28 protein-coding genes and 1 pseudogene are annotated in these 25,881 nt (G+C 59.4%); 14 read left to right on the plus strand and 15 right to left on the minus strand.

Features of this window, described 5'->3' with window-relative positions; all coding sequences use genetic code 11:
• Positions 1–211 precede the first annotated feature (211 nt).
• From O3S81_RS07440 to flgB, 11 genes and pseudogenes are all read right to left on the minus strand, one after another.
• Positions 212–1,402, minus strand: a complete 1,191-nt coding sequence (locus O3S81_RS07440) for a flagellin N-terminal helical domain-containing protein (protein WP_269341961.1) — start codon at positions 1,400–1,402, stop codon at positions 212–214.
• Positions 1,403–1,776: 374 nt separating this feature from the next.
• On the minus strand, positions 1,777–2,514 hold the full coding sequence (gene fliP, locus O3S81_RS07445) for a flagellar type III secretion system pore protein FliP (RefSeq protein ID WP_269341963.1): 738 nt from the start codon (positions 2,512–2,514) through the stop codon (positions 1,777–1,779).
• A complete protein-coding gene (locus tag O3S81_RS07450; RefSeq protein WP_269341965.1) occupies positions 2,511–3,011 on the minus strand; it encodes a flagellar basal body-associated FliL family protein in 501 nt (166 codons plus the stop codon). The genes fliP and O3S81_RS07450 overlap by 4 nt, the downstream gene beginning before the upstream one ends.
• 28 nt (positions 3,012–3,039) lie before the next feature.
• Positions 3,040–3,759 carry a flagellar basal body L-ring protein FlgH gene (flgH, locus tag O3S81_RS07455; RefSeq protein ID WP_269341967.1) on the minus strand — a complete coding sequence of 240 codons (720 nt, stop codon included), beginning with the start codon at positions 3,757–3,759 and terminating at the stop codon, positions 3,040–3,042.
• Entirely contained in the window at positions 3,756–4,292 is a 537-nt protein-coding gene (locus O3S81_RS07460) for a MotE family protein (protein WP_269341969.1), read from the minus strand. The genes flgH and O3S81_RS07460 overlap by 4 nt, the downstream gene beginning before the upstream one ends.
• Positions 4,289–5,344 (minus strand): annotated as a pseudogene (locus O3S81_RS07465) (flagellar basal body P-ring protein FlgI); the annotation flags it as partial. The pseudogene O3S81_RS07465 and the gene O3S81_RS07460, both read right to left, overlap by 4 nt.
• A gap of 62 nt (positions 5,345–5,406) precedes the next feature.
• Positions 5,407–5,895: a flagellar basal body P-ring formation chaperone FlgA gene (flgA, locus tag O3S81_RS07470; protein WP_269341973.1), complete on the minus strand. Its 489-nt coding sequence runs from the start codon at positions 5,893–5,895 to the stop codon at positions 5,407–5,409.
• A 20-nt stretch (positions 5,896–5,915) separates the two neighbouring features.
• Complete coding sequence (flgG, locus tag O3S81_RS07475) at positions 5,916–6,704, minus strand: flagellar basal-body rod protein FlgG (protein ID WP_269341974.1); 789 nt, start codon at positions 6,702–6,704, stop codon at positions 5,916–5,918.
• An 18-nt stretch (positions 6,705–6,722) separates the two neighbouring features.
• Entirely contained in the window at positions 6,723–7,058 is a 336-nt protein-coding gene (locus tag O3S81_RS07480; protein WP_269341976.1) for a flagellar hook-basal body complex protein FliE, read from the minus strand.
• On the minus strand, positions 7,055–7,474 hold the full coding sequence (flgC, locus tag O3S81_RS07485; protein ID WP_003503422.1) for a flagellar basal body rod protein FlgC: 420 nt from the start codon (positions 7,472–7,474) through the stop codon (positions 7,055–7,057). The genes O3S81_RS07480 and flgC overlap by 4 nt, the downstream gene beginning before the upstream one ends.
• A gap of 3 nt (positions 7,475–7,477) precedes the next feature.
• Positions 7,478–7,870: a flagellar basal body rod protein FlgB gene (gene flgB / locus O3S81_RS07490; RefSeq protein ID WP_269341978.1), complete on the minus strand. Its 393-nt coding sequence runs from the start codon at positions 7,868–7,870 to the stop codon at positions 7,478–7,480.
• A 297-nt stretch (positions 7,871–8,167) separates the two neighbouring features.
• On the opposite strand from flgB, the gene O3S81_RS07495 reads away from it, so the two are divergent.
• Positions 8,168–8,818 carry a LysE family translocator gene (locus O3S81_RS07495; protein WP_269341979.1) on the plus strand — a complete coding sequence of 217 codons (651 nt, stop codon included), beginning with the start codon at positions 8,168–8,170 and terminating at the stop codon, positions 8,816–8,818.
• Positions 8,819–8,971: 153 nt separating this feature from the next.
• On the opposite strand, the gene O3S81_RS07500 is transcribed toward O3S81_RS07495, so the two are convergent.
• The 4 genes from O3S81_RS07500 to O3S81_RS07515 are packed head-to-tail and all read right to left on the minus strand — an operon-like array spanning position 8,972 to position 12,471.
• Positions 8,972–9,496 (minus strand): hypothetical protein, encoded by a 525-nt coding sequence (locus O3S81_RS07500; RefSeq protein ID WP_269342426.1) that lies wholly within the window; start codon positions 9,494–9,496, stop codon positions 8,972–8,974.
• 41 nt (positions 9,497–9,537) lie between these two features.
• Positions 9,538–10,944 (minus strand): flagellar protein export ATPase FliI, encoded by a 1,407-nt coding sequence (gene fliI / locus O3S81_RS07505; RefSeq protein ID WP_269341981.1) that lies wholly within the window; start codon positions 10,942–10,944, stop codon positions 9,538–9,540.
• An 11-nt stretch (positions 10,945–10,955) separates the two neighbouring features.
• Complete coding sequence (gene flgF / locus O3S81_RS07510) at positions 10,956–11,690, minus strand: flagellar basal-body rod protein FlgF (RefSeq protein WP_269341983.1); 735 nt, start codon at positions 11,688–11,690, stop codon at positions 10,956–10,958.
• Between the two features lies 1 nt (position 11,691).
• Positions 11,692–12,471, minus strand: a complete 780-nt coding sequence (locus O3S81_RS07515; RefSeq protein WP_269341985.1) for a DUF1217 domain-containing protein — start codon at positions 12,469–12,471, stop codon at positions 11,692–11,694.
• A 185-nt stretch (positions 12,472–12,656) separates the two neighbouring features.
• Here O3S81_RS07515 and motA point away from each other — a divergent pair, with 185 nt between their 5' ends.
• The 13 genes from motA to O3S81_RS07580 all read left to right on the plus strand — a co-directional run bounded on the left by motA (position 12,657) and on the right by O3S81_RS07580 (position 25,795).
• Positions 12,657–13,529: a flagellar motor stator protein MotA gene (gene motA, locus O3S81_RS07520; protein WP_004439982.1), complete on the plus strand. Its 873-nt coding sequence runs from the start codon at positions 12,657–12,659 to the stop codon at positions 13,527–13,529.
• The gene (locus O3S81_RS07525) at positions 13,526–14,485 is read left to right on the plus strand and encodes a FliM/FliN family flagellar motor switch protein (protein ID WP_269341988.1); all 960 of its coding nucleotides are present in this window, start codon (positions 13,526–13,528) and stop codon (positions 14,483–14,485) included. Before motA ends, O3S81_RS07525 begins: the two co-directional genes overlap by 4 nt.
• A 64-nt stretch (positions 14,486–14,549) precedes the next feature.
• On the plus strand, positions 14,550–15,089 hold the full coding sequence (gene fliN, locus O3S81_RS07530) for a flagellar motor switch protein FliN (RefSeq protein WP_269341990.1): 540 nt from the start codon (positions 14,550–14,552) through the stop codon (positions 15,087–15,089).
• A gap of 27 nt (positions 15,090–15,116) precedes the next feature.
• Positions 15,117–16,160 (plus strand): flagellar motor switch protein FliG, encoded by a 1,044-nt coding sequence (gene fliG, locus O3S81_RS07535; RefSeq protein ID WP_269341992.1) that lies wholly within the window; start codon positions 15,117–15,119, stop codon positions 16,158–16,160.
• Between the two features lie 125 nt (positions 16,161–16,285).
• Positions 16,286–17,368, plus strand: coding sequence for a flagellar biosynthesis protein FlhB (flhB, locus tag O3S81_RS07540; RefSeq protein ID WP_269341994.1), 1,083 nt, complete (start codon positions 16,286–16,288; stop codon positions 17,366–17,368).
• Between the two features lie 5 nt (positions 17,369–17,373).
• A complete protein-coding gene (locus tag O3S81_RS07545) occupies positions 17,374–17,811 on the plus strand; it encodes a hypothetical protein (RefSeq protein ID WP_269341995.1) in 438 nt (145 codons plus the stop codon).
• Positions 17,812–18,117: 306 nt separating this feature from the next.
• Positions 18,118–19,410, plus strand: coding sequence for a flagellin N-terminal helical domain-containing protein (locus O3S81_RS07550; RefSeq protein ID WP_269341997.1), 1,293 nt, complete (start codon positions 18,118–18,120; stop codon positions 19,408–19,410).
• Positions 19,411–19,746: 336 nt separating this feature from the next.
• Complete coding sequence (locus tag O3S81_RS07555) at positions 19,747–20,397, plus strand: hypothetical protein (protein WP_269341998.1); 651 nt, start codon at positions 19,747–19,749, stop codon at positions 20,395–20,397.
• Positions 20,394–21,695 carry a MotB family protein gene (locus O3S81_RS07560; protein WP_269342000.1) on the plus strand — a complete coding sequence of 434 codons (1,302 nt, stop codon included), beginning with the start codon at positions 20,394–20,396 and terminating at the stop codon, positions 21,693–21,695. Before O3S81_RS07555 ends, O3S81_RS07560 begins: the two co-directional genes overlap by 4 nt.
• Positions 21,692–22,972 carry a chemotaxis protein MotC gene (motC, locus tag O3S81_RS07565; RefSeq protein ID WP_269342002.1) on the plus strand — a complete coding sequence of 427 codons (1,281 nt, stop codon included), beginning with the start codon at positions 21,692–21,694 and terminating at the stop codon, positions 22,970–22,972. The genes O3S81_RS07560 and motC overlap by 4 nt, the downstream gene beginning before the upstream one ends.
• Positions 22,969–24,327, plus strand: a complete 1,359-nt coding sequence (gene fliK / locus O3S81_RS07570; protein ID WP_269342004.1) for a flagellar hook-length control protein FliK — start codon at positions 22,969–22,971, stop codon at positions 24,325–24,327. The genes motC and fliK overlap by 4 nt, the downstream gene beginning before the upstream one ends.
• A complete protein-coding gene (locus O3S81_RS07575) occupies positions 24,275–24,841 on the plus strand; it encodes a lytic transglycosylase domain-containing protein (RefSeq protein ID WP_269342006.1) in 567 nt (188 codons plus the stop codon). Before fliK ends, O3S81_RS07575 begins: the two co-directional genes overlap by 53 nt.
• Positions 24,842–25,123: 282 nt before the next feature.
• Positions 25,124–25,795, plus strand: a complete 672-nt coding sequence (locus O3S81_RS07580; protein ID WP_004432529.1) for a response regulator transcription factor — start codon at positions 25,124–25,126, stop codon at positions 25,793–25,795.
• The last annotated feature ends 86 nt before the right edge of the window (positions 25,796–25,881 follow it).

Genomic DNA, 25,881 nt, shown 5'->3' on the forward strand with positions numbered 1-25,881 from the left:
TTTTCAACCATCGCGCGTGCGCGCGCATACAGCAAAGACCTTAAAAAACAGATAAGGCCGCATCCTTTCTCAAAGATGCGGCCTTTTGTCTGTATGGTCGGCTCAGCCTCCAACCATTTGTTTCCCATCGTACCAGATGCCCGGTCAGCCCCCGTGCACCTGGTCTCGATATTGGATCCCCCAGCCCCGAAGGGCTATGAGACGTCGTCTCTTAACGGAAGAGCGACAGGATGTTCTGCGAGTCGCTGTTTGCGATGGAGAGCGACTGGATCGCCAGCTGCTGCTGCGTCTGCAGAGCCTTCAGCTTGGTGGATTCTTCGTTCATGTCGGCGTCGACGAGACGGCCGATACCGCTTTCGAGCGAGTCGGACAGCTTGGAAACGAAGTTTTGCTGCATGTCCAGTCGCGAAGATACGGCACCCAGCTTTGCGGCAGCGCTTGTTGCTGCTTCGAGCTGGCCATCAACATGCGAGATCAGCTGGTCGAGAACGTCTTCGCTGGTTGCTGTCGCACCCAGGCCGAAGGCGGTCTTCATGGTGTCGATCTTGGTGATGTCCAGATTGACAACCGAGGTGCCAGAAGCATAGACGGCTGCGGTCGTCGTCAGTGCGGCAGGAACGGCAGCGTCAAGCGTTGCGCCAGTGGCGTCGGTTGTCTGCAGCCACTTGTTTTCGCCGACCTGCTTGTAGAAGTCCGTGCCGTCGCTCCAGACGCCGTTTGCGCCTTCCGCGAAAGTGTTGGCCAGCGTGGTCGTTGCGGTGCGGAAAGTGCCGTCGCTCCATTTTGCGACGTCGGCGCGCAGTGCGTCGGCATCGAGAATGCCCTGCTTGTTGCCGCTGACATCGACGAGAACGTTCGAGCCGTCCAGAGTGACGTCGATGGACTGAACCTTGACGTTGCCCTCGGAGCTGCGGGTGAAGGAACCGACGATCTGCTTGTCGATGGAAACGCCGGTTGCGAGGTCGCCGGCCGTTGCCGCGGCTTTGCCGATAACGCCCTTGAGCCAGTTTTCACCGGAGAAGGAAGCCGAGTCGGTGATGGACTTCAGCTGGTCCTGGAGCTGCGTGATTTCTTCCTGGATCTTGGACTTGTCAGCCGTCGATTCCTGGGCGGTGATGAGCTTGTTCTTGATTTCCTTGATGACGTTGATCGAGGATTCAAGACCGGAAGAGGCGGTGTCGACCTTTGCGGCGCCGAGGCCCATAGCGTCCTGTACCGAAGACAGAGCAGCATTGTCCGAACGCATGGTGGTCGCAATCGACCAGTAAGCGGCGTTGTCGGAAGCAGTGCTTACACGCTGGCCGGTCGAAATACGGCTCTGCGTATCTTCCATGCTGGAAGAGATCGAACGCAGCGTCTGAAGAGCGGACATTGCGTTAATGTTGGTGAGAATGCTTGCCATAATAAATGTGTCCCTTGTTTTTACGAGATACTGGAGTGGGGACATTCCGGACTTGGTATTACCGGACACAACGTTTCGGCTTCATGCCACTCGGTTCAGAATTATCACGTTCTGGAAACCAAACACGCTGCGTGTGAATTGCAGTTTCCCAGCGAAAAATTGCGCAATTCTTAATTTCAGTGTTTGGTTTTGTGATGAATTACTTATGGTTACTTGAATATTTCTAAAAATAGTTACTTAAAGACTGAAAAATATAGTTATCCACATGCTAGCAAAACTGGTAACCAGAGCGTTAAGACGCGAAAACCCCGCGGCCTTGGGCGCGCGGGGTTAAAAAACGGGGTTAACGAGTGTCAGTCCGGCACAAATGCCCGTCAGTTGAACGATCTGACGAGGCTGCCGACAAGCAGGTTCCAGCCGTCAATCAGCACGAAGAACAGGATCTTGAACGGCAGTGAAATCGAGGTGGGTGGCAGCATCATCATGCCCATGGCCATGGTGATGGTGGCGACGATGAGGTCGATGACCAGGAACGGCAGGATGATGAGGAAACCGATCTCGAAACCGCGCCGGATTTCCGAGAGCATGAAGGCAGGAACCAGCACGCGGTAGTCGACGACATTGTCGGTCATCACTTCCTGGCCGCGCTCGCGGGCGATGTCCACGAACAGCTTCAGATCCTTGTCACGCGTATTGGCGTTCATGAAGGTGCGGAAGGGTTCGGCAATGCGCTGCACGGCCTGCTGTTCGTTGATCTGGTTCTGCAGCAGCGGCTGCACGCCATCGGTCCAGGCTTTGTCGAAGGTGGGCGACATGACGTAGAAGGTCATGAACATCGCCATCGACAGAAGGATCATGTTGGACGGGGTCGAGGCCAGTCCCATGCCCGACCGCAGGATCGAGAAGGCGATCACGAAGCGCGGAAAGCTCGTGACCATGATCAGGATGCCGGGCGCGACGGAGAGAACCGTCAGAAGACCGAAGGTACGGATGATCCATGCCGCGACGGAACCGTCTATCTGCGTATTGAACAGATCGGTCGGAAATTGCTGGGCATTGGCAAGGCCCGGCAAGGCGAGGAGGACGGCGATGGTTACAAGAAATCGAATCATTCGATGACAAAGGTCCGGAACATGACCTTGGATACGCGCCCTTGAGAGCGCAGGTCAACTCGTTCCTGAATGTCATCCTTAAGATATTGAAAGCCGCGCGGCCCTTCCAGCTGCTGAAGGGAAACGGTGCGCACATAGGCCATGATGTCCTGGTGGATTTCCTCCGCCAGACTGACCTCGACCGGCCCCTTGAACATCAGCGCCACTTCGAGCCGCACCCAGTTCGTCGAGGGATAGGCGAGGTTGGTGGTGATGGGGTCGAGCTGGACGATGCCGTTCGCCTCGGCCTGGATTTTCTCGATGCCTTCGCCCTTCTGTTCGCCATGGCCGCCTGCGGCAGCCGTGGCATGCGCCTCGGCGCCGGCGATCCTGGGGGCGATCATGCCGCCCACCAGCCAGCCGCCACCCACGCCGAGCAGGGTGAGGATCGCGACCCCCGCAATGGTCATCACCAGCGGGGAGGATTTTTTCTTGACCTCGGTCTGTTCGTTTTCCATGGCTCAGCCCCGCTTTCGCATATCGGCGTCAGAGCGGCGAGAACAGGTCGACGACCTGCTGGCCGACCGGAGGCTGCTGCACTTCCGTCAGACGTCCGCGACCGCCATAGGAGATGCGCGCTTCGGCGATGCGCTCGTAGGAGATCATGTTCTGGGCATCGACATCCTGCGGCCGGACGATACCGCCGACGTTGAGGATGCGGATTTCGTGGTTCACGCGCACTTCCTGCGAACCGCTGATGATCAGGTTGCCGTTTTCGAGAATGCCGGTCACCACGGCGGCCACCAGCAGCGTCAGCTTTTCGGAGCGCTTGGTCTTGCCCTTGGCCTGGGTGTCGGTGTCGGAGCCGTATTTGATGCTGGAATCCGCATCCGGCGTCCAGCCGAAGATCTGTGCCTTGGCCTTCCAGTTCAGGCCGCTGGCATTGGTGCGGTTACGCTCTGTCTCGTTGTCGAAATCGGCCTTGTCGTTGATCTGGATATTAACGGTCAGGATGTCGCCGATGTTCAGCGCACGCAGATCCTTGAACAGCGCGCCCTGGCTGTCGCTCCACAGCGAATAGCCGCTGGCCATGTGTTTCGGCTGCTTGGGATACATGCCCATCTGAGGGGTCTGGCTGAATTGCAGGCCGCTGCCGATCGGGCTCATCGCGGGCGCGTTGCCGATTTCCTTCAGGGTCTGGTTGTTCTGGCAGCCGGCGAGCAGGGCAAGCGGCAGGAGGAGGGCCGGAAGACGACGCGTGCTCATGAAGGATCCTTCGAAGTGTTTTTATCGGTTGCCTGAGACATGATGCCGGCGACGGTTGCCGCTTTCTGTGCATCCATCTCGCTAAGAATGAGGCCCGATTGGCGCGGTGGCAGCTGCATGATGATGGCGGCGGCGATTTCCACATGCATCTTTTCGAGCTGGGGTGCTGCGGCATCCGCCTTCATCGTTTTGTAGATGTCGACGAGATTGCTTTTCGCCTGGTTGAGGAAGTGCTCGCGGCGCGCCAGCCAGTCCTCATATTCCGCCTTGCGGTCTTCCAGCACGGCAATACGCTCGTTGACATCGGCCTGAAGCTTTTCAAGCTCCTGCTTCTGCATCAGATAACGCTGGTCGCGCGCCGCATCGGCGATGTTGGTGCAGAATTTCTGGATTTCGTCCTGCGTGCTGAGTTCCGAAACCACGTTCTGTTGGCTTTCCGCGCCGGCAGCCGGCAGCAGGAAAAGCAGCGAGGCAACGGCGGCGAAGCGAACGAGGCCATTCGAGAGCGGATTTTTGATCTGAGGTTCCATCATTGCAGCACGAGCTCCGCCTGAAGGGCACCGGCGGATTTGATGCCTTGCAGAATGGCGATGATGCCGTCAGCCTTAAGCCCGATGCTGTTGAGACCGGCAACCAGCGTGCGAAGGTCTGGCCCTTCGACGATGGCGACCTTGCTGCCTTCCTGCAATGCCATGATATCCGTCTGCGGCTGCACCGCCGTCTGGCCGCGCGAGAAGGGCTCGGGCTGGATGACCTGGGGCGATTCCGTTACCTGCACGGTCAGCGTTCCGTAGCTGACGGCGACGCGGGAGATGCGTACGTCCGCGCCGATGACGATCGTGCCGGTGCGCTCATTGATCACGACCTTGGCGGGCGTATCCGTTTCCACCGTCAGGTTCTCTATCTCCGCCATCAACCGGGTGAGGTCCGCGACACGGGGTTTCTGCACCGCGATTTCCTGCGAATCGCGCGGTTCGGCGATCGGGTCGCCATAACGGGCGCGGGCAAAGGCGTTGACGACATCGGCAACGCGCACGGCGGTCGAAAAATCCGGGTTGCGCAGCTGAAGGACCAGATTGACCGAATCCTTGAACTTGGACGGCAGCTCCCGCTCGATGATCGCGCCGTTGGGCACGCGGGCGGATGTGGTCACGCCCTGCGTCAGCGTTGCGGCATCGCCCTGGGCCGAAAAGCCGTTGACGATGAGGGCGCCCTGCGCAACCGCATAAATCTGCCCGTCCGCGCCGGAAAGCGAGGTCATGATGAGGTTGCCGCCGCGCAGTGACGAAGCGTCGCCCAGCGAGCTGACCGTCACGTCGACACGGCTGCCGGGGCTGGCAAATGGCGGCAGGTTGGCCGTCACCATCACGGCCGCGATATTCTTGGCGTTGGACTGGCCGCCCTGCGTGGTGATGCCGAGGTTCTGCAGCATGGCGCGCATGGATTGCTCGGTAAACGGCGAGGAGCGCAGGCTGTCGCCCGTGCCCTGAAGGCCGACGACGAGACCGTAACCGATCAGCTGGTTGTCACGCCCCGCCTGCAGCGACGCGATATCCTTGATACGGGATGTATCGGCATGGGCTGCCGGGACGGAAAGGAAGGGCTGGGCCGAAAACAGGATGGCCGCGGCTATGATACGAAGCACTCTCATTTCGCCATCACCTGAATGGTTCCATCCTTCATGACCGTGCCGTTGACGATGACGCCGGAATCGATGTTGCGCACCCGCACGATTTCGCCGAGCGAGCCATCGGTCATCGGCGTTCCCGAAGCCATCAGCGTCATGTTGCCGATGGTGAAGACAAGTTTGACGCTGGTACCGCGCACCACCAGCGATGGTTCACGCAAGGCGGCAACGGGAATGGTGCGGCCGGGAAGCAGGGTCTGCTTGGAGATCATGCCTTCCACTTCGCTGATATCGCTCGCATAACCCGCGGAAATATTGGGATTGGTCACCTCCACCGGCTTCACCTGTTCGGGCGTGATGGTCTCGCCCGGATAGATGGTGCGCACGGGAACGAGCGCCATTGGCGCCTGAGCCAGAGCGGGCGCGAAGGCGCCCAGTGAAAAGGCAGACGCAAGGCACATACGGACAAGCGCCGTTCTGCTGCTGCTATTGTTCCGGCCAAACCTCATGTTCGCCTGCCTTTCCGTTCTTACTTCAGGTTCTTGCTGACAATCGACGCCATTTCGTCAGCGGTGGTGATGACCTTGGAATTCATCTCATAGGCGCGCTGCGCCGTGATCAGGTCGGTGATTTCCTTGACGGCGTCGACGTTCGAGCCTTCAAGGTAGGACTGCTTGATGTAGCCGTAGCTCGGATCGTCCGGCACGCCGATCACCGCATCGCCGGATGCCGGCGTCTGGGCGAAGAGGTTGTCGCCAAGCGGCTTCAGACCCGCCTCGTTGGCGAAGTTGGCGATGGTGAGCTGACCGAGTTCGGTGAATTCGGCGGCATTGCCGATACGGGCCGTTACCTGGCCGGTGCGGGTGACGGTGATGTCCTGCGCGTCGGTCGGGATATTGATGTTCGGAATGACGTTGTAACCGTCGATCGTCACCAGATTGCCGTCGGCGTTCTTGTTGAAGGAGCCGGCGCGGCTGTAGAGCGTCGAACCGTCGGCCGCCTCGATCTGGAACCAGCCCTGTCCGATGATCGCGACATCGAGCTTGTTGCCGGTCTCGATCAGGTTGCCCTGGGTGTGGATGTTGCGCACGGCCGACGTCTGCACGCCGAGGCCGATATTGGCGCCTTCCGGCACGATGGCCTGGTTGGCGCGGTTCGGCACACCCTGCATGCGCTCGGTCTGGTAAAGAAGATCGGTGAACTCCGCACGCGCGCGCTTGTAGCCGGTGGTGTTGATATTGGCGATGTTGTTGGCGATGACTTCCAGATTGGTCTGCTGGGCGTCCATACCGGTGGCAGCGATGGCAAGAGCTCTCATGTCAATATTCCTGCTGGGCTAGATCTGCATCTTGGTAATGTCGAGATAGGCCGACACGATCTTGTCGCGCAGCGCGATGGCGGTCTGCAGCGATTGCTCGGCCGAAAGCACGGCATCGACCACTTCACGCGTGTTCGCCTTGCCCTGAATGCCTTCAAAGGAGGCGACTTCCGCCTTCTTCAGGTTGTTCATCGCATCGATCGATACGTTGCCGAGAACGCTTGCGAAGCTTGCACCCGTCTGCTGGGCGGGCGTTGTCTGCTGGCTGCCGAAAACGCTTTCCGTCAGCGAGGAGATGCCGCTTGCGCCGCGCGTGAGCGAAAGGGAGCTGAGTTGTTTGATGCCGTCGATCATTGCGAAGCCTTCAGAAGGTCGATGGTGGAGGCGACGAGGTCGCGTGTCTGGCGGATGACCTGAAGATTGGCATCGTAGCTGCGATTGGCTTCGCGCATATCGGCCATTTCGATCAGGATGTTGACGTTCGGCATCTTCACCATGCCGTTGCTATCGGCGGCCGGATTGCCGGGGTCGTATTCGTTGACGAAGTCGCCGCGGTCGACACCGAGCTTCTTCACCGTCACGCGCTCGACACCGCTGACGCGGTCGAGTTCGGAACCGAAGGTGACTGTCTTGCGGCGATAGGGGTCGGCGCCGGGGGTGTCGCCGGTCGATCTGGCGTTGGCGATGTTTTCGGAGACGATGCGCAGGCGCGTGGACTGCACTTCCAGGCCGCTGCCGGCGATCTTGCTCGCCGCACTCAAGGGATCCATGGCTTACCTCTTAACCGTCATCAGCATCATGCGATGGAAGGATTTGACGAGATTGGCGTTCAGGTCATATTGCCGCTTGATCTCGCCGGTCTTGGTCATTTCTTCCGCAAGCGCGACCGAATTGCCCGATTCCTGCATGCCGATCTCGTTGTTGACCGGGTTGTCGCGCACCGCGATATTGTCGCTGAGCGTGCTCTCGCCGAAGTGGGCAGGGTTGGTCCTTGCCATGCCCATCTGCTGGCTGGTGGCCTGCATGACCGCTTCGAAAGGGCTTACATCCTTGGCGTGGAACTTGGGTGTGTTGGCGTTGGCGATGTTGGTCGCCACGACTTCCTGCCTCACGCTCAGCCATTCCGCTTGGCGGGATGCCAGATCGAACAGTTGAATCGGTTGCATAGACTTCTCCATCTCGTATGGCCCGAACCTACGGGGCTAATCTTGCGTCAGACTTGCGGGGAGGGCGGAAGGCGCAGGCCAGGAGCCGGAGGCGGGACGGAAGAGGGACAAAGAAGGGTCTGCCGGAGAAAAAAGGTCACACCTTCGCCTTGAATGATTGCATGCAAGATCCTGCTGTCACGCCGGACCGGGTGTCATCCCACAAGTGCCGGCCAGTGGCTTTTGGAAGCGGTTTCCATCCGTCTTGAACGCAGCCAGATATTAGCGCTACAGTGGTGGAAACGGAGGGAGACAATCATGGATCTGGTAATTCCCAGTGTGGCCAATCTCGGCCTGTTCGTCAGCGCCACGCTGGTGCTGCTTCTCGTGCCCGGCCCAGCAGTCCTTTATATTTTCGCGCGTTCGGTCGAGCAGGGCCGCTCCGCCGGCCTCGTTTCGATCCTTGGCATCCATACGGCGACACTTGTTCATGTCGTCGCTGCCGCCGTTGGACTGTCGGCGCTTCTCGCCTCGTCCGCGCTCGCCTTCAGCGTGGTGAAATATGCCGGCGCGGCCTATCTGATCTGGCTTGGTCTCAAGAAGCTTTTTGGCCCGTCGGACATTCCCGATGTCGAGGGCGGTTTGCCGACGCGCAGCCGCATGCGCATCTTTCGCGAGGGCTTCATCGTCAACCTCCTCAATCCGAAGACAGCGCTGTTCTTTCTGGCCTTCCTGCCGCAGTTCGTCGAGGTTGACCGGGGCCATGTGGCGATGCAGATCGCTTTCCTCGGGATTCTCTACACGGTGATCGGCATTTTGACGGATGGAACCTATGCGCTTGTGGCCGGCACCGCCGGCAGCTGGCTGAAGCGCAGCCCCGTTTATCTGAAAGCCGAACGCTGGGTCAGCGGTTTCGTCTATATCGGCCTTGGTGTGACGGCGGCTTTTGCCGGAAACCAGAGGAAATAGCCCAGGCGAAGTAGCCGCAAGTAGCATCCCCGACGGCTGTCAATGCAATATCGTCGCAAAGGGGCTCTTTGCGACGATCATCGAGAGTTTTGCTGTGGGGTGTTTCTCGTCGCCGAGATGGGCGGCGCGGCCTTGCGCTCGAGGGCGGCTGGACTATTTTTCAGGACGATAGGTTTTCCCGGAGGATGTCTCGATCAGCCATTCGCCGTTGCGCTGCTCGATCTTTGTCAGCAAGGCATTGTCCGGCAGGGTCGAGCCGACCCTGACCATATACATGCCCGAACCGTCTTCGATCAGGGCACGGCCGTTGGAGACATGCAGCAGGCGGAAGGAGGTCTGGCCGGGGAAGGGCTGGTCCTCGATCCCGGCCGCCAGATCGTTCTGTTTTTCCTTGCCGCCTGCGCTGACGGTCGCCGTCGTCAGCATGTCGGGCAGCTCCGCCGGCGGCGGGGTGTCTTCCTTGTTGCGGTTGGTCATGGCCATGGGCGAAACGCTGAAGACTTCGCGCGGCCCGGTATGGGGCAGATCACGGGTGCGGTCGCCGCCCGCTACCCTTATTCCGAATTTTTCTTCATTGAAGAACACGTACCAGGGGAAAAAGGCTGCGGCGGCCGCAAGCCCTATGCCTGTCCATGTCAGAATACGGTCCGGCGTGAAGAAAACAGGCTGTGGCTGCACGTCGTCGACGCCGCTATTGTCGTTCCGTTGCTTTTTCACGGTCAGCCTCTCATTCTCGGGTTTACCTGCGGCTGGTTGTTCTGTGCACCGCCGCGCAGCGCGGTTGCGAGGTCCGCATAGGCGTCCTGTGCCGCCGGTTCGTCCGGAAGCTGTTTCAGCGTTTCGTAGATGATCGGGACCTGCTTCACCGCCATGTCGAGGTCGGGATCGGTGCCGGGCCGGTAGCCGCCGATGAGGCGCAGATCCCGCGTTTCCTCGAAGCGGTGCACCAGCGCCTTGAGGCGCGAGACCAGCTTTTCCTGATCCGGCGTCCAGGCCTTCTTGGCGAGACGCGAGATAGAGGCGAGCGGATTGATCGGCGGGTAGCGGCCTTCTTCGGCAAGGCTGCGATCCAGCACGATATGGCCGTCGAGAATACCACGGGTCGAATCGGCAATCGGATCGTTGTGATTGTCGCCATCCACGAGAATGGAGACGATGGCGGTGATGGTGCCGGTGCCTTCGGCGCCCGGTCCCGCCCGCTCCAGCAGGCGCGGCAGTTCGGTGAAGACCGAGGCCGGATAACCGCGGGCCACCGGCGGTTCACCCGAAGCGACCGCCACTTCGCGGATCGCATGGGCAAATCGCGTCACGCTGTCGATGATGAGAAGGACATTGTCGCCCTGATCGCGGAAATGTTCGGCGATGGTGACGGCGGAAAGCGGCGCCATCTTGCGCAGCATCGGGCTCTCATCACTCGTCGCGACGACGGCGATGGACTTGCTCATATTCTCGCCCATCGTGTCTTCGATGAATTCGCGCACTTCGCGGCCGCGTTCGCCGACAAGCGCAATCACGACCTTGTCGAAGGCGTCGGCCTTGGCAAGCATCGACAGCAGCGTGGATTTGCCCACGCCGGAACCGGCGAAAATGCCGAGACGCTGGCCGAGGCAAAGCGGCGAGAAGATATCGATCGCCCGCACACCGGTCTTGAAGGGCGTTTCCACCCGCTTGCGCGTCATCGAAGGCGGCGCATTGTTGGAAATAGAACGGCGCTCGGTGCCGGAGGCGAGCGGACCCTGGCCGTCGATCGGTTCGCCGAGCGCATTGATGGTGCGCCCGCACCAGCTATCGTCGGGCGCGACACGGAAGGCGCCCTTGCGGATGACGGTGTCGTGAATGCCGATCGGTTCGCCGGGTTCGATGGGGCAGACGTAACAGATATCCGGTTCCACGCGCACGACTTCGCCGAGATGAATGCCGGTCGCGCTGCGATGGGCGACGAATTCACCGAGCCGCACATGCCGCGACAGGCCGGACACGGTGTAGTGCCCAGCCGCAATGGTGCGGACGTGCCCGCCATGCGCCACCGAGAATTCCGGATCGGCATAATGTCCGGCAAGGCTGGCGAGCTGGGCGAGTTTCGGTGAAATGGCCTCAGCCGAGAGCGTGGGGTCCGGCATTGTCATCACTCAGTTCCTTAACGCGCGCCGCCAAGCGTCTTGATGCCTTCGCCGAAGGTCGATTCGGTGTCGCGCATCAGCGAAGAAATGCTTTCGAAGGCACGGTTGACCTGAATGAGCTGCGTCATTTGGGAGATGCCGTTGACGTTCGACTGCTCGAGGTAACCCTGAACGACACCGACCTCGTGATTGTTGACCACCGGAACCGGCTGCGCCACGGGCTTCACGCCGCTATTGGGATGACGCAGGAAGCCCTGCGAAAAATCCGCCTGGAAGATGCCGAGCGTGGCGACGATGTTTTCGTTCTGCCTGATGGCGCCGTCGAGGCCGACGGTGATCGGGCCGCCATTCGGATTGAGCTGGATCGGGCCGCCGCCGGCATCGAGGACGGGATAACCGCTGGACGAGATCAGCGCGCCGTCCGGACGCATGGTGAAACGGCCGTCGCGGGTCAAGATCTGGCCGTCGGGCGTATCCAGCGAGAACCAGGCATCGCCCTTGATGGCGAAATCGAAGGAATTGCCGGTCTGCTCGAAGGCGCCCTGGCGGGTGGAGAGATAGTCGTTGCCCTGCGAAACGAAAGCCACCTTGGCATTCATGTCATTGTGGTTCTTGGCGACCATTTCATCGAATTTCACTTCGGAGCCGCGGAAGCCGACCGTGTTCACATTCGCCATATTGTCGGAAATGGTGGTGAGACGGCGCTCCAGCGCGATCTGCGAAGACAGGGCGACATATAGTCCGGATTGCATATCATTTGCCTCCGAGTTTCAGGGAGTTGATGGAAATCAGCAGGTCCGGGGAAATGCCGTAGCCGCTGGAGGAGCCGAAAACGGCGAGAGGGTCATAGGTCGTCGAGGGGTTCTGCATTTCCCACATGATGGTGAAACGCTCGAGCAGCTTGCCGACCTTTTCAGGATCCTTCAGATCCTTGATATCGATGGTTTTTTCGATGAGCGCGGCCTGTTTTTCGACGTCTGCCGCGGCAAATTCGTCGGGCAGGTTGTAGGCCGTGCGGAACACCTGTGCGAGCGCATCGTCGGCCAGAAAATCGAGCCCGGACTTGATCGTCGACGCCTTGCGCTCGAAATAAAGGGCGAGGCGGACGCCGTTATTGTCGTCGCCCGCTTCCTGCTCCAGCGTCTGGCGGGTGTATTTGGTAATGATGCCCGATTGGGCCGCGTCGACCGAAGTCGCCGCCGCACCCAGATCCGCGAAATTCAGCGATTTGGCGAAATCCGCATAACGGCTGTCGGAGAGCTTGTTGGCGAAGGCGTCCTTGTTGGTCGTGCCTTCCGTCAGCACCTTGCGGATGAAGGCTTTGGCATAGGCCATGTCCTCGAGCCCATGGGCTTTCAGCGCGTAATTATAAAGACGCGTATCGGCCATGAAGTCGTCGATGGATTTCACCTCGCCGATCTTCGCGCGGTAATATTCGGTTTCGCGCGCCACGTCGGGCTGCTGCGACACCCGCTCGAGCGATTTGCCGATATCCTGACTGATCAGTCTGTAGCTGGTATAGGTGGAAGTCACTGAACCGCCGCTCTCGTTTGATCCCGATCTCAAGGCGCACGTCCGCCTTTGCCGGCATAGTGACGCGGCTTGCTTGTGCGAAACTGGTTGCTGGAAGCGCTTGAAAGGGGTCTCGCGGACAGGTTCACGCAAGCCACATTTTCTAGACATGGCGGCATGGAACACTGTTCGAGCGTGGTCGATCAATGAATATTGTAATTGGACTTATAATCACCTTCGGCTGCATCATCGGCGGCTATATGGCGATGGGCGGTCATCTGGACGTGCTGATTCAGCCGTTCGAATTGATGATCATCGGCGGCGCCGGTCTCGGCGGCTTCATCATGGCGAACCCGATGAAGGTCGTGAAGGATTCGGGCAAGGCGCTCGGCGAGGCCTTCAAGCATTCGGTTCCGAAGGAACGCAACTATCTCGACGTGCTCGGCGTGCTTTATTCGCTGATGCGCGACCTGCGCACGAAGTCGCGCAACGAGATCGAGGCCCACATCGACAATCCGGAAGAATCCTCGATCTTCCAGAGCGCACCCTCGGTCCTGAAGAACAAGGAACTGACCTCGTTCATCTGCGATTACGTTCGCCTCATCATCATCGGCAATGCCCGCAGCCACGAAATCGAGGCGCTGATGGATGAGGAAATCGAGACCATCCTTCATGACAAGCTGAAGCCTTACCATGCGATCACCACCATGGGCGATTCCTTCCCCGCCATCGGTATCGTCGCGGCGGTTCTCGGCGTCATCAAGGCCATGGGCAAGATCAACGAATCGCCGGAAGTGCTGGGCGGCCTGATCGGCGCCGCACTCGTCGGCACCATGCTCGGCATCATCCTGTCCTATTCGATCTGCAACCCGCTCGCGTCGCAGGTCAAGATCGTCCGCACCAAGCAACACCGCCTCTACATCATCGTCAAGCAGACGCTGATCGCCTACATGAACGGCTCGGTGCCGCAGGTCGCGCTTGAATATGGCCGCAAGACCATCTCCAACTACGAACGTCCGTCCATCGACGCCGTCGAGCAGGAAATGATGAATCCCGGCGGCGAAAACAAGGCGGCATGATCATGGCAAAAGCTGCAGCGCAAAAAGCCCCCGCCATCGATACCGCCCTGCTGGCAAAGCTCACGGGAGGGCTTTCCGACCGCAGGACGATCGCCAGGATCGGTTCCGATATCGGTCATCTCTACAGCGAATTCCTGCCGGATATTTTCCACAGCGAAACCGGCATCGCGATCGACGTCGAATATGTCGGCTCGGAATCGGGGCTGATGACCGATCTCATCGCCAATGCCGGGCAGAATGTCTCGGTTGCCGATTGTTCGCTGCGCAACTGGTGCCCCAATTTCATGATGACGGTCGGCAACGGCTTCGTTATCGCACTCATGGAGCGCATGCTGGGCGCATCGCCGGATACCATCGGCGAGCCGGATGAGCGCAGCCTCTCCCATATCGAGCTCGATCTCGCGGCCATGGTTCTCGGCCGCATCGCGGGTGTGCTGCGCTCGGGCGTCAACGCGCCGGGCGGCTTCGAGGCGACGATAGAGCCGCCATTCAATGCCAACGGAAAAAGCGCCTTCGACGAGATGATCGCCGGCCTTTACGGCGTGACCATCCGCATGAAGATCGATATCGGCAAGGTCTCCTCGGAATTTTCGCTCATCGTGCCGCAGCGGCCTCTGCTCAAGACCTCCATCGTCGCCCCCAAGGCTTCAGCCCAGGCGCTGAAGAAGCAGGAGGAATGGATGGATATGATCTCGCAGCAGGTGAAGAGATCGCAGGTCACGCTTGAGGCGCGCATCAAGCTCGAAACGCTGACGTTGCGGACGATTTCCAAACTGGTGGCCGGCGACGTCATTCCGTTCCAGGATCTGAAGCAGGACGATATCGGCGTTGAGGTAAGCGCCAACGGCTCCAAGCTCTATAATTGCGAATTCGGCAAGTCCGGCGACCGCTACATGGTTCGGGTGAAGAACAATGTCAGCACCGACGACGAGATTTTACGACATTTGATGGGTTAAAATCCTGCCCGCCTTTTGAGGGGCTGGGCAGGCTGACGCAAGTTTCAAAGGGAATAATCAGCGCATGGCTACGAAGAAAACACCTGTGACCGATGATGTGGCGTTGCCGTCGTTCGAAGACGGCGCCGACCTCGACCAGGCTATCGGCGATCTGCGTGGCGTCCTCAAGACGGATGCGGAAGGTTCGCTGTCCGATTTTGGCGACTTCGGCGATTTCGGAAGCACGGACGAGGTTTCGACAGACAACGACCTTTCCGCCTTCGGTGGCGGAGCGGCCGATTTTGCGATGGACGATTTTGCCGCCGCCCCGCAGGTTGCGGGCGTGAAGGCGCCGCTTGGCAGCGGTCTGTCCGAGAATATGGAAATGATCATGGACATCCCGATCGATGTCCAGATCGTTCTTGGCACCAGCCGCATGCTGGTTTCGGGGCTGATGAGCCTCGAAGAAGGCGCGACGATCGCGCTCGACCGCAAGATCGGCGAGCCGGTGGAGATCATGGTGAATGGCCGCCGTATTGCGCGCGGTGAAATAACGGTTCTGGAAGACGACGATACGCGCTTCGGCGTAAAATTGATTGAAGTACTGAGTACGCGAAAAGCCTGATCCCTGTGGGGACGGAGAGGAAAGACCATGATGGACTTCGAGGATTTCGGTAACCCCCTTGCGGGCAAGCCGTTGTCTCAGGCCGACAAGGCGGCCGCGGTGCTGCTTGCCATGGGCAAGGGCGTCGCCGGCAAGCTGCTGAAGTTTTTCACGCAGCACGAATTGCAGATGATCATTTCCTCGGCCCAGACGCTGCGTGTCATTCCTCCGGATGAACTCGCGCAGATCGTGGCGGAATTCGAAGACCTGTTCACCGAGGGAACGGGCCTGATGGACAATGCCAAGGCTATCGAAAGCATTCTCGAAGAAGGCCTGACCCCTGAAGAGGTCGACAGCCTGCTCGGCCGCCGCGCCGCCTTCCAGGCCTATGAAGCGTCGATCTGGGACCGTCTGCAGGAAGCCGAGCCGGAATTCGTCGGCAAGTTCCTGCTGCGCGAGCATCCGCAGACCATCGCCTATATCCTCTCCATGCTGCCTTCCTCCTTTGGCGCCAAGGTGCTCCTGACCATTCCGGAAGAACAGCGCGCCGATATCATGAACCGCACGGTGAACATGAAGGAAGTCAGCCCGACAGCCGCGCAGATCATCGAGAAGCGCGTCGTCAACCTCATCAACGAGATCGAAGCCGAGCGCAATGCCGGCGGTTCCACAAAGGTTGCCGATCTGATGAACGAACTGGACAAACCGCAGGTCGACACGTTGCTCAGCTCGCTCGAAACGCTCAGCAAGGAAGCCGCCAACAAGGTCAAGCCGAAGATCTTCCTCTTCGACGACCTCATGTTCATGCCGCAGCGCAGCCGCGTCCTGTTGCTCAACGACGTTTCGGCGGATGTTCTGACCATGGCGCTGCGCGGCGCCACGGCGGAAATCAAGGAATGTGTGCTCTCCAGCATCAGCCCGCGCCAGCGCCGCATGATCGAATCGGACCTTGCGGTGCCGCAGGCCTCGATCAACACCCGCGAAGTGGCGATTGCCCGCCGCGCGGTGGCGCAGGAGGCGATCCGGCTCGCCAATTCCGGCCAGATCCAGCTGAAGGAAGCCGCCGCGGACGAACAGTCGGCCGCCGCTTAAGCGGAAGCCGGTTGATAACCCGCCCCCAAGGCGGAGCCGGCCATTGCGATGGCCGGCCACGGACGCTAGTTTCGGGATGACGGCCTGCCGGGATCGGCGGGCCTTTTTTATTTCGGGAACGTGCCTTGGCAGACGATCAGGACAAGGACAGTAAAACAGAAGTCCCGACGGAGAAAAAACTCCGTGATGCGGCGGAAAAGGGCAATCTTCCCTTTTCCCGTGAAGTGCCGATCTTTGCCTCCTCGCTTGCCTTTTATTGTTACCTGGTCTTCTTTCTGCCCGATGGCGCCGGTCGCATCGGCGAAACGCTGAAGGATCTGTTCGGCCAACCCGAACAATGGGACCTCAGCACCCGACCGGATGCCCTGTCGCTGCTTTATTTTCTCGGCACCTCCATGGCCTATCTGCTCATGCCGGCCATGATCATGTTCATCGTTTTCGGGCTTGCGTCGTCGTTTCTCCAGAACCTGCCGTCGCCGGTGCTGGAGCGGGTGCGCCCGCAATGGTCGCGCGTCTCTCCGGCAAAGGGTTTCACGCGCATCTACAGTAAACAGGGTTTCGTGGAATTCGGAAAATCCCTGTTCAAGATCATGATCGTCTCGGTCATCATGTTTTTTGCCCTGCGAGGCGAATTCTATAGCCTCATCGATCTGATGTTCTCCGATCCGCAGGTCATTTTCGTCAAGGTCGTCGAAATCGTCAAAAAAATGATGGTGGTGATTCTGCTGTCGACCGCACTACTTGCCGCCGTCGACCTTTTGTGGACGCGCCATCACTGGTTCAGCCAGCTGAAAATGACGAAGCATGAGGTGAAGGAAGAATACAAGCAGTCCCAGGGTGACCCGGTGGTCAAATCCCGCCAGCGTTCGATCGCCCGTGATCGTGCCCGCCGCCGCATGATCAACAACGTGCCGCGTGCGACGCTGGTCATCGCCAACCCGACACACTTTGCGGTAGCGCTGCGTTATGTGCGTGAGGAGGGTGACGCGCCGGTCGTCGTCGCCAAGGGCCAGGACCTTATCGCATTGAAAATCCGCGAGATTGCGGAAGAGAACAATATCCCCGTTTTTGAGGACCCGCCGCTTGCACGCTCCATGTTTGCGCAAGTCTCGGTAGATAGTGTGATTCCACCAGTCTTTTACAAGGCTGTGGCTGAGCTCGTTCACCGGGTTTACGCCATGAAGTCATCGAAAATACGGGTTCAATAAAACCAATGAAAAAATCCGCCTATTCCGAACAGCGGGAGATGATCGTCGCAGAGGCGATCAACCCGATCGCCACCGAATTACGATTGCTGGATCCGGCCGACCTGATTTCACTGCTCAGGTTCGAGTGCTATGGCAGTATCGCCGATCTCGTTTCGTCGGCGGCGGAGCTTTATTACCACCCCGGTACGATCAATTTCGGCGCCGGTGGTGAATATAAGCTTGAATGGGAAGGTGCGCCGGAGATCGTCCTCGATCTCGAAATCAAGCCGAAGGGCGCCACGGTCTATGCGCGGCTGGTTCTTGCCAATGAACATGCGGCAATCGAGATCAATCACGTCTCGTTTCAGAACCCTTCGGAAAATCCGGACGAGAACACCGAATTTCTCCGCAGGAGCCTGATGGCGGCCCGATTCGTTCCGACCCGTCAGGGCGAAGCGGCCTAGCTGATCGCCCGCCATATTTTCTCTCATGTTCGTTACGTCCGCTGAAATCGCGGGCGTAACGATTTCGTGCCGGTGCGTTTTAACCCGAGCTTGCCTGAAGCCTGCCGATTTATACGAAAGCCAATCGTGCAGACGAGGAACGCCTTGCAAATCAGCCTCGTTGTTTGTTACCTATCGCATTAACGATTTGTTAACGAACGGCAGGTCGCGGTGGCCGGTTTAAGCCATTGCCGATGCGCATGATGCCCCTGCTCGTTTTCGGCGCAGCGCCGGATTTCTTCTTACATTTTGAATTGGGTGGAACCCATGACCAGTATTTTGACCAATGCGGCGGCAATGGCCGCGCTGCAAACTTTGCGCATGATCGACAAGAATCTGGAAACCACCCAGGCGCGTGTCTCGTCCGGTTATCGTGTTGAGACCGCAGAGGACAACGCGGCCTACTGGTCGATCTCAACGACAATGCGCTCAGACAATACTGCGCTCTCGGCCGTACAGGATGCGCTGGGTCTCGGTGCTGCCAAGGTCGATACGGCCTATGACGCGCTTGAAAGCACGATCGAGGTCGTCAAGCAGATCAAGGCGAAGCTGGTCGCGGCTTATGGAGTCGGGGCTGACCGTGGCAAGATTCAGGATGAAATCAAGCAGCTTCAGGAACAGCTGAAGAGCATTTCCGAATCGGCGTCGTTCTCGGGCGAAAACTGGCTGCAGGCCAGCATCAGCAATAATGGCACGCCGCCGGTAGACGAACCCATCACGAAAAAGATCGTCGCATCCTTCACCCGCACGGGCTCGGGCAATGTCGGGGTCACCACCGTTGATTATGTGCTCGACCGCAGCACCGTCCTTTTCGATCTCAGTGGCGGCAAGCTCGGAATTCTCGACAAAAACGCTGTTTTTGTCGGTAAGACGGAGCATGAGATCACGCAAATTTCGACGACCGCCGGCAAGGTAACGGAAGCGGGTCACGTCGTTGAGAAGCTGAGCGATGCGGAAATCGGCGCGCTGAATGCGGCGACGGCTGATACGAATCCTGATCCGACCGTCTACGGTAACGGGACGGATAATTATCTCCGCCTCGCGGAAAATGTATGGGTCAAGGTAACCTCGGTGGACCCGTCGCCCGCGGGAACGACTATTTCGCCCGCCTATCGCGATACGGGTGCCAACGACTGGTTCTACGATACCAGCGGCGGTCAGACTTCGGCCAGTCGCTCCCTCAGCTTTTCCGTATCCACGCTCGATCTCGGCAATCTCGATGTTGTTGCCGCAGCGATGAGTGGTTTTGCCGGCAGCGGCACGACCTATACCGACGCCGATGCCATCGACGTGATGATGTCCTTCGTCGACAAGCAACTGGAGGCCATGACCAGCACGGCGTCCAGCCTCGGCTCGCTGCAGAGCCGTATCGATATGCAGGAAAATTTCGTCTCTAGCCTGATGGACGTGATCGACAAGGGTATCGGTCGTCTTGTCGATGCGGATATGAACGAGGAATCGACCAGGCTGAAAGCCTTGCAGACGCAGCAGCAGCTCGGCATCCAGGCGCTGTCCATCGCCAATGCCAATGCGGAAAACATCCTCCAGCTCTTCAAATAACGGGTTTCGATCGGCGTGGGCGCGCGGATGAATGGGGGCAGGCTTCCTGATCCCGCCCGCCTTCATCCTCGCACAAGTTTGAACACCTAACGTCGGGGCAAGATCGGGTGGATCGCATGGCGTGATCCGGCCGGGAAACGTGGAAGAGACGGGCAGGGTAGCAAGGATGATGGTGGTGCCGCCAAACGGCTTAGAGCATTTCCAGGAAAAGTGGACCCCGGTTTCCCGTTGGGAAATGCGGGGAGGTTTTCGCGATTCGAGGAAAAGCGAAAATGCTCCGGATCGCAGGCAAGGAAACATGTCTCGCCCCTTTGGTCTGTTTTGCCGGGGGCAGGCATGAGCGCGTCCATTGCACGATTTCTCAAGGATTTCGGTGAGGCCCAACCGCCTTCACCGGCCTTTGGCGACCCGTTGGCCGATGCCGATTTCGCGTCCGGTTTTGCCGATGTTGCTTCCGGCTTCGACGAATTTGCCCCCGTCGACGTGGAGAGCGAAAAACAGGCGGCCTATGCCCGTGGCCACGACGATGCGACGCGCGAGCTCACCGAAAAGATGCAGGCCGAGCGGGAAGAGCTGCTGGCTGCCCATGCGGCCGAGCTGGAGAACCTTCGTTCTGTCTATCTCGAGGAAACCGCCATTTTCCTGTCGCGTCGTTTGCGCGAGGGTATCGACGCAATCGCCACCAATCTCAGTGAGCAGACGGCCAATATCCTTGCACCGCTTCTGACGGAAAAACTGTCGTTGAAGGCGGTTTCGGCGCTGGCGGATGTGGTGCGTGCTTCCATGCCGGATGGCGAGGCGGTCACGCTTGTCGTGAAGGGTCCGAACAACCTGTTCGAGCAGTTGAAGACCCAGCCGGGCTTTGAAGAAGAGACGATGAAATTTACCGAGACCACCGATATCGATCTTTCCATCGAATTGGGTGAAAGCGTGTTCGTGACGCGCATGTCCGCCTGGGCATCCAGTCTTCGCAAGGTGATGAAATGAGTGAAGGCGAAAATCACCACCACGGCAAGAACGAGATCATCATCGTCAAACGCCACAAGGGCGGGCACGATGGCGCCCATGGCGGCGCGTGGAAGATCGCTTATGCCGACTTCATGACGGCGATGATGGCGTTCTTCCTCGTCATGTGGCTGGTCAATGCCGCCAATGAGGAGACCAAGGCCTCGGTCGCCAGCTATTTTAACCCGATCAAACTCTCCGACGAGAAACCCTCGTCCAAGGGTCTGGAAAAGCCGGTGGACAAGGAAGAGGGCGTCCAGAAGAAGGACCAGTCCAACATCCAGGCGGAGAAAGTGACCAAGGGCTCCGCCGCGGCGACGGGCGAGGACCTGACATCGCAGACCGGCGAACAGTCGAATTTCTCCGAGGCCGACTTTTTCGAAAATCCCTATTCCGTGCTGGCCGAAATCGCCCAGCAGGTCGGGCAGCAGGCCAATGTCAGCGCCAAGGGTGAGGGCGGCGCGGCCGATTCCGGTCCGGCGACGGGTGCAAGCGGCGGTGAAGCCTATCGTGATCCCTTCGATCCGGATTTCTGGACCCAGCAGGTGAAAATTACCCGCGCCGACCAGAAGCAGGTTCCGACGGAGCCCGCGCAATCTGCCGATGGCAAACAGCAGGATGTGGTGGCCAAGGAGGCCGACAAGAGCGCCGAGGCCGTTGCTCTCGTGCAGGCCGGCGCACCCGCCGACAAGGCGGAAGACGGCAAGCCGATGGAAATCGCGGCGGTGGTGCCGCAGCAGCGCCCGGATGCGAGCGAGCAGGCAGCCCTCACCAAGCCCAATCCGGATGAGGCAAGCAAAGCCAGCGATGCCGAATGGGAAAAGGCCGATACGCTGCGCGAAGAAATCGAGAAACAGATATCCGGCATCACCGGCAAGCTTTCCGAAGGGCTGGTGGTAACGCCGGCCGAAGGCGGATTGCTGCTGACCATTTCCGACCAGACGGAAACGCCAATGTTCAATATCGGATCGGCCGTTCCCCGGCGCGAAATGGTCCTGGCCATGGAAAAGATCGGCAAGCTGCTTCAGGAGCGCGGCGGCAGCGTGGTCATTCGCGGCCATACCGACGGCCGGCAGTTCAAGGGCGAGGCCAATGACAACTGGCGGCTCTCCATGGATCGCGCCCACAGCGCCTATTACATGCTGGTGCGCGGTGGCCTTTCGGAAGAACGGGTGAAACAGGTTTCGGGTTTCGCGGACCGCAGATTGCAGGTGCCGTCGGACCCTCTGGCGGATGCCAACCGCCGTATCGAAATCCTGCTTGAGGCTGATCGGGGGTGAGTGTGACGAAGACCTCGAAACGCTGGCTTCTTCTTGCGGCGACGCTTTGCGGTCTCGGTTCCGAGCCGAGCAAGGCGTTTTCGCAGTCGCAAGACAATCTCATGCCTTACGCCATGCTGCGCTCCCTGCAATTCGTGCAGGATTCTGTCGCCATGGGGGATCATTCCGCCTCCGAAATGCAGCGCTTTCTGCTGCAGACGATCGATGAGCGGCTGAAGAGCGCGCCTTCGGCGATCTTCAAGGACCCGCGCAATGTCGATGCGGCGCTGATCTATGCGATGAGCGGCGGCAACCCGGCCACGCTGGAATTGCTGGTTGCGCGTGATGTCGACGGCAATTTCGACAGCCGTGTCGCCGATATCCTGCGCAAGTACCTTTCCGGCAAGGGTACGCTGGTGGCGCAGAGCATCGCGGCCATGGTGCCGGAATATCGCGGCACGCGGATTGGCGCCTATCTGGCGCTGATCGGTGGCAATGTGACGATCCCGCGCGATCCACTGGCGGCACTCACCTTTTACGACATCGCCCGGCTCGAAGCGCCCGGCACCATCGTCGAGGAGGCGGCTTTGCGCCGCTCGCTTGCGATTGCGGTGGAAGACGGCGACGCGACGCGGGGCGTTGAATATGCGCAACGTTATGCGCGGCGGTTCCTGCATTCGCCCTATGCCAGCCAGTTCGCGGATCTTCTGGTTTCGCTGGTGGTCAAGCGCGCCGATTCCATCGGTGAGGAGGCGATACAGGAAACCTTCGCCATGATGGATACGGAGAGGCAGAAGGAAGCCTATCTGCGGCTTTCTCGTCTCGCGGCGATCAGCGGCAAGGATTCGCTCGCGCGCATGGCGGCGTTAAAGGCGAAGGCGCTCGCTCCGGCATTGCCGGGTGCGCCGGAAGTGCAGGCAAATCTTTATGAAAGCCTTTCCAACATCGGCACGCCCGATGTGGTGAGCGCGATCGAGACGATCGGGCAAATTCCCGAAGCGCAGCTGTCGGATCGGGACAGGGCCCTGCGTGATGCGGCGAGGGCGATTGCCGACCAGGTGGTGCGTCCCCCTTCCGTGGAACCCGGCGTCGGTGCCGAGGCCGCGGCGACAAAGGATCCCGGGGGCACAGCGTCCGGAAAAGAGACGGCGACCGCTGCCGAGACAAAAAGCATATGGCGGGTTGAAACCCAGAAGGCTGACGACGAGGGCGATAACGTGCGGCAACTCGTGACGAGCGGCCGCAGCAAGCTCGATGAAATCGACAGCCTGTTGAAGAAAGGCGAGGGGGCACCATGATCGACGCAACCATCAACGCGATAATGAATGCGCCAGCACCCGATCCGCGCGCCGGCAGCGCCAATGTGCGGGACGACGCCAGGGGCGGCAGTTTCGGCGATGCGCTTTCCACGGTCCGGGACGAACGCCCGCCCCAGGCGCCGCACGCACGGCATCAGCAGGAAGCGGGCCCGGATGAAGAGCAGCATGCGCAGCCGGATGGTGAGGCGGACAAGGTGGATGTTCCGGTCAAGCGGCCCGCAACCTTTCTGAATGTGATCGTCAACGAGCATGCCGGAGAACGCGGCCACGAGACGGTGGCAGAGTTTCAGAACGCCGTGAAAACGGCGCGCACATCGCCTGGAGAGGGCAAGCCCGGCAAGAAGCTCAAGGACGATGCCGACAAGGACGCCGAGGTGACGGTCGATGCGATCGATCCGAAACTGGCGGAACTGCAACTGGTAACGGCCAACGCCGGCGATATCGCAACGGCGAAGACGCCACTTGAGGAAATTGCACAGGCGATTGCCGGCAAGGTGGATACGGTGAAATCCGACAGGGCTGAACCTGTTCGTGGCAAGGCCGAGCATTCGATCAAGGACATGCCAACAGGCATCGCTGCTGCCGGGAACGAGGCGGGTTCGGCTTCGGAAAACGAGGGCGATGCTTCGGCATTCCGCTTCTCGTCTCCGCGTTCGGGTGCGTCCCGCGCTCTCGATATGAGCACGGTTCAGCGTGAAGGCCGCGTCGAGTTCGACGCGCGGGAAAGCACCGGAAAAGCGACCGATACGATCACGGTTCTCGACTCGCGGCGTTTCATCGGCCTTGCGCCTTCGACCAACGCTTCGGCCCTGACCGGGCTGATCGTCAACGATCCCGAATGGGTCAGCGCCATGCAGCCCGGTTCGTCGCTGTCCAATGCGGCGGCCCAGAGCAGCACGGGCAAGGTCGTGCATACGCTGAAGCTGCACATGACGCCGATCGAGCTCGGATCGGTGACGATGTCGCTGCGCCTTGCGGGGGACGAGCTCGCCGTTCACATGACGGTGGAGAGCGTGGCGGCCTATAAAAAGCTCCAGGACGACAGCAAAAGCATCCTTGAAGGTCTCAAGGCGCAGGGTCTGACAGTCGATAACATCACCATCAGCATCGCTTCTTCCGACAAGAGTGACCAAACGGGCACACAAGCCAACAATCAACAAAATCAGCAGGCGCAGCAGCAGGGCCAGCAGGCCGCCGCCGGGCGCAACCGTGACGAGTCCGGAGCACGAGGCGACCGCCAAGGCAACGGCGATAATTTGGGGGTGCATAATGAAGGCATGGATGGCGCTCCTGGCTCTGCCCGTTCTTCTGCTGACAATGGCGTCTACCTCTGAAAACGCGTCGGCTTCGGCAACATCCGGTGTCTGTGAAAGAGAGATCCAGTCGGCCGCCCGCAAATATGGCGTGCCGGAGGGAATTCTTTATTCCGTCGGCCTGACCGAGACGGGCCGCAAGGGGCGGCTCGACCCCAATGCCATGAATATCGAAGGAAAACCGGTATTTGCGTCCTCCACGGAGGAGGCCTTGGTGACTTTCGAGGCGGCGAAACGAAACGGCGCCAAGCTGATCGACCTTGGATGCATGCAGATAAATCATTATTTCCACGGCGAAAACTTCACATCCGCGCGGGAAATGTTCGATCCGCGCCGCAATGTCGAATATGCCGCCATGTTCCTGCGCAATCTCCATAACAGGCATGAAACCTGGACGATGGCGGTCGCCCGTTATCATGCCGGCCCGAATAATGACCCGGCACAGAAGAAATATGTCTGTCGCGTCATCGCCAATCTCGTGGCGACGGGCTACGGGAAATGGACTCCCAACGCGAAAAATTTCTGCGACGGTTAGCAACCTGGAATTGCTTCTGAAGGCCTCGGGACTCGCAATTTGAAATGTGGCGAGAGAAAGCCCGAAAAAAGGCATTTCAAGCTGTTTTTTGCGATTTTCAAAATTCTTACACAAAAATTTTGTGCCATATATGGTTAATAACCACTATATGTAGATCAAATCGGCACAAAATGGTTAATCAATTATTAATAACTATCGATGATTTCCTACAGTTGTCCGTGAATCCTCCGATTCGTACCAATGCCACATTGGAAAACACCACACTGATTCGGAGGCGGACGAATGATCGTAGTGGTTGATGAGCGCGAGCTCGTTAAAGACGGCTATACATCTCTATTTGGGCGTGAGGGCATTCCCTCGACCGGGTTCGATCCGGTCGAATTCGGGGAATGGGTCTCGACGGCCGCGGAAAGCGATCTTGCGGCCGTGGAGGCCTTTTTGATCGGCCAGGGCGACCGGAGCTTTTCCTTGCCGAAGGCGATCAGGGATCGCACGACGGCCCCGGTGATCGCGGTCAGCGACCAGCCCTCGCTGGAATCGACGCTGGCGCTTTTCGACAGCGGCGTCGACGACGTCGTGCGCAAGCCGGTTCACCCCCGTGAAATCCTGGCACGTGCGGCGGCGATCCGTCGCCGGCTGCAGGTCATCTCGAACTTTACCGATGCCGGGCCGATCCGGGTTTTCTCCGATGGCCGTGATCCGGAAGTCGGTGGTGAAGTGTTCCCATTGCCGCGCCGTGAGCGCCGCATCCTCGAATATTTGATCGCCAATCGCGGACGCCGCGTTTCCAAGGCGCAGATTTTCAATGCCATCTACGGCATCTTCGATGATGACGTCGAAGAAAACGTCGTTGAAAGCCACATCAGCAAGCTGCGCAAGAAACTGCGCAAGAAGCTCGGCTACGACCCGGTCGATTCCAAGCGTTTCCTCGGCTACAGCATTGATTGGCAATGATTTTCATTGACCCGCGTGGTCTTTTTCAAACGCGGTATTTCCGACAGCTTCACGCAAGCCAAACGCTTTACCTTCTCCCTGAAAGA

Source organism: Agrobacterium sp. SOY23 (genome assembly GCF_027212525.1).
Taxonomy (GTDB): domain Bacteria; phylum Pseudomonadota; class Alphaproteobacteria; order Rhizobiales; family Rhizobiaceae; genus Agrobacterium; species Agrobacterium tumefaciens_I.

Excerpts from the sequence above, each read along its gene's own strand:
- O3S81_RS07560 (WP_269342000.1), top strand. The coding sequence starts at position 20,394 with ATGAGTGAAGGCGAAAATCACCACCACGGCAAGAACGAGATCATCATC.
- fliG (WP_269341992.1), top strand. The coding sequence starts at position 15,117 with ATGATGGACTTCGAGGATTTCGGTAACCCCCTTGCGGGCAAGCCGTTG.
- O3S81_RS07575 (WP_269342006.1), top strand. The coding sequence starts at position 24,275 with ATGGCGCTCCTGGCTCTGCCCGTTCTTCTGCTGACAATGGCGTCTACC.
- motA (WP_004439982.1), top strand. The coding sequence starts at position 12,657 with ATGAATATTGTAATTGGACTTATAATCACCTTCGGCTGCATCATCGGC.
- O3S81_RS07480 (WP_269341976.1), bottom strand. The coding sequence starts at position 7,058 with ATGATCGACGGCATCAAACAACTCAGCTCCCTTTCGCTCACGCGCGGC.
- O3S81_RS07450 (WP_269341965.1), bottom strand. The coding sequence starts at position 3,011 with ATGGAAAACGAACAGACCGAGGTCAAGAAAAAATCCTCCCCGCTGGTG.
- O3S81_RS07495 (WP_269341979.1), top strand. The coding sequence starts at position 8,168 with ATGGATCTGGTAATTCCCAGTGTGGCCAATCTCGGCCTGTTCGTCAGC.
- flgH (WP_269341967.1), bottom strand. The coding sequence starts at position 3,759 with ATGAGCACGCGTCGTCTTCCGGCCCTCCTCCTGCCGCTTGCCCTGCTC.
- flgG (WP_269341974.1), bottom strand. The coding sequence starts at position 6,704 with ATGAGAGCTCTTGCCATCGCTGCCACCGGTATGGACGCCCAGCAGACC.
- O3S81_RS07545 (WP_269341995.1), top strand. The coding sequence starts at position 17,374 with ATGAAAAAATCCGCCTATTCCGAACAGCGGGAGATGATCGTCGCAGAG.
- fliK (WP_269342004.1), top strand. The coding sequence starts at position 22,969 with ATGATCGACGCAACCATCAACGCGATAATGAATGCGCCAGCACCCGAT.
- O3S81_RS07525 (WP_269341988.1), top strand. The coding sequence starts at position 13,526 with ATGATCATGGCAAAAGCTGCAGCGCAAAAAGCCCCCGCCATCGATACC.
- flgA (WP_269341973.1), bottom strand. The coding sequence starts at position 5,895 with ATGAGGTTTGGCCGGAACAATAGCAGCAGCAGAACGGCGCTTGTCCGT.
- flgF (WP_269341983.1), bottom strand. The coding sequence starts at position 11,690 with ATGCAATCCGGACTATATGTCGCCCTGTCTTCGCAGATCGCGCTGGAG.
- fliP (WP_269341963.1), bottom strand. The coding sequence starts at position 2,514 with ATGATTCGATTTCTTGTAACCATCGCCGTCCTCCTCGCCTTGCCGGGC.
- flgB (WP_269341978.1), bottom strand. The coding sequence starts at position 7,870 with ATGCAACCGATTCAACTGTTCGATCTGGCATCCCGCCAAGCGGAATGG.
- O3S81_RS07550 (WP_269341997.1), top strand. The coding sequence starts at position 18,118 with ATGACCAGTATTTTGACCAATGCGGCGGCAATGGCCGCGCTGCAAACT.
- O3S81_RS07555 (WP_269341998.1), top strand. The coding sequence starts at position 19,747 with ATGAGCGCGTCCATTGCACGATTTCTCAAGGATTTCGGTGAGGCCCAA.
- fliN (WP_269341990.1), top strand. The coding sequence starts at position 14,550 with ATGGCTACGAAGAAAACACCTGTGACCGATGATGTGGCGTTGCCGTCG.
- O3S81_RS07440 (WP_269341961.1), bottom strand. The coding sequence starts at position 1,402 with ATGGCAAGCATTCTCACCAACATTAACGCAATGTCCGCTCTTCAGACG.
- O3S81_RS07460 (WP_269341969.1), bottom strand. The coding sequence starts at position 4,292 with ATGATGGAACCTCAGATCAAAAATCCGCTCTCGAATGGCCTCGTTCGC.
- flgC (WP_003503422.1), bottom strand. The coding sequence starts at position 7,474 with ATGGATCCCTTGAGTGCGGCGAGCAAGATCGCCGGCAGCGGCCTGGAA.
- O3S81_RS07580 (WP_004432529.1), top strand. The coding sequence starts at position 25,124 with ATGATCGTAGTGGTTGATGAGCGCGAGCTCGTTAAAGACGGCTATACA.
- fliI (WP_269341981.1), bottom strand. The coding sequence starts at position 10,944 with ATGACAATGCCGGACCCCACGCTCTCGGCTGAGGCCATTTCACCGAAA.